Source organism: Trinickia sp. (assembly GCF_036503415.1).
Classification (GTDB): domain Bacteria; phylum Pseudomonadota; class Gammaproteobacteria; order Burkholderiales; family Burkholderiaceae; genus Trinickia.
On sequence record NZ_DASXWY010000063.1, the window covers coordinates 1 to 1607 of the forward strand.

Below are 1607 nucleotides of genomic sequence, written 5' to 3' on the forward strand. Positions count from 1 at the left end.
TGGACGGCACAGCGGCCGTCGCATCGTTGCGTTCGTTGTTCATGCGGAAAATGAGAATCGGCAAAATAGGCGGGCCGTGCCCGCGCGGGTTCCGATCATTCTACCTGAGCGGCTCCCGGCGGGCCGGCGGCCGGTCGCGTGGCTCAACGTTCGACGCGCGAAATGGCGAAGCGATCCGGCTCCTCGTTCGTCATCGCTCCCCGCTTATACTACGCGGCGGCGGCCGAAACGCGCCCTCGACTCGACACGCGCTCAAGCAGGGGTTCATCCGATCATGAATGCGAAGCACACCTTGGTTCTGCCCGGTTATGCCAATTCGGGCCCCGGACACTGGCAAACGCGCTGGGAGGCGCTCGATCCGACGTTCGTGCGCGTGGCCATGCCCGATTGGGACCATCCAGTCTGCGACGATTGGTGTGGCGCGTTGAATCGCGCCGTTTCAGCAGCTGGCCCGCAGCCCGTCCTGCTCGCGGCGCACAGCCTCGGTTGTTTGACCGCCGTGGTTTGGGCGGCGCGTCACTACGGCAGCAGTGCGGCGAAGGTGGCGGGAGCGTTGCTGGTGGCCGTGCCCGATCCGCACGGGGCTGAGTTTCCGGCCGATGCGAGCGGCTACGGGCATGTCCCGATGGAGCCGTTGCCGTTTCCGACGATCGTCGTGGCGAGCAGCGACGATCCTTATGGCGGCGTCCCCTTCGCCGAGCGCTGCGCGAAGGCATGGGGTAGCCGCTTCATCGACATCGGTCCGCGCGGCCATATCAACGCGGAGAGCGGGCTGGGCGACTGGCCCGAAGGCCTGGCATGGCTCGCATCGCTCGAAAGCTGATCGCCCTGGGGCATGTGAAGCCGGGCGCTGTCACCGCCCGTCGCGCGTCGCTCAGATGACCGCGCGTGTGCGCAAATCGGCGATCGCTGCGTCGTCGTAGCCCAGGATGCCGCGCAGTACTTCCTCGGTGTGTTCGCCCAGCATCGGCGGGGCGGTACGCACTTGGGGCGGTGTCTCGCTCATCACGATCGGATTGCGCACGAGCGCGGCCTGTGCGCCGCTCGGGTGCGGCACGCTCACCCGCATGCCGCGCGCTTGGACTTGCTCGTTGTCGAACACCTCGGCGAGATCGTTGATCGGCCCGCATGGCACGCCGGCGGCTTCGAGCAATTCGATCCACTCGCGCTTGCCGCGGGCCTTCACGATGTCGGCGACGATCGGCACGAGCGTCTCGCGGTGCCGCACCCGCTCGGGGTTCGTTGCGAAGCGCGCGTCGTCGGCGAGTTCCGGGCGGCCGCCCACCTGCACGAACTTGCGGAATTGCGCATCGTTGCCCACCGCGAGGATGATCCATCCGTCGCTCGTTTGGAATGCCTGATAAGGCACGATGTTCTGATGTGCATTGCCCCAGCGCTGCGGAGGCCGGCCGCTCGTCAGATAGTTCGAGCCCATATTCGCGAGCATCGCGACTTGCACATCGAGTAGCGCCATGTCGATGTATTGGCCGATGCCTGTTCGCTCGCGATGCGCCAGCGCGGCGAGCACGGCGACCGTCGTATACATCCCTGTCATCAGGTCGGCGATGGCCACGCCGGCTTTTTGCGGCCCGCCGCCGGGCAGGCTG

The 1607-nt window shown here is 66.8% G+C and carries 2 protein-coding genes; one reads left to right on the forward strand and one right to left on the reverse strand.

The features are described 5' to 3' along the window. Nucleotides 1–274: 274 nt before the first annotated feature. Nucleotides 275–823, forward strand: a complete 549-nt coding sequence (locus VGL01_RS09040; RefSeq protein ID WP_331568514.1) for an RBBP9/YdeN family alpha/beta hydrolase — start codon at nt 275–277, stop codon at nt 821–823. Between the two features lie 51 nt (nt 824–874). Here the strand turns inward: VGL01_RS09040 and VGL01_RS09045 are convergent. After that, the coding region (locus tag VGL01_RS09045) for a CaiB/BaiF CoA-transferase family protein (protein ID WP_331568515.1) at nt 875–1607 on the reverse strand (733 nt) is incomplete at its 5' end.

Excerpts from the sequence above, each read along its gene's own strand:
- VGL01_RS09040 (WP_331568514.1), top strand. The coding sequence starts at position 275 with ATGAATGCGAAGCACACCTTGGTTCTGCCCGGTTATGCCAATTCGGGC.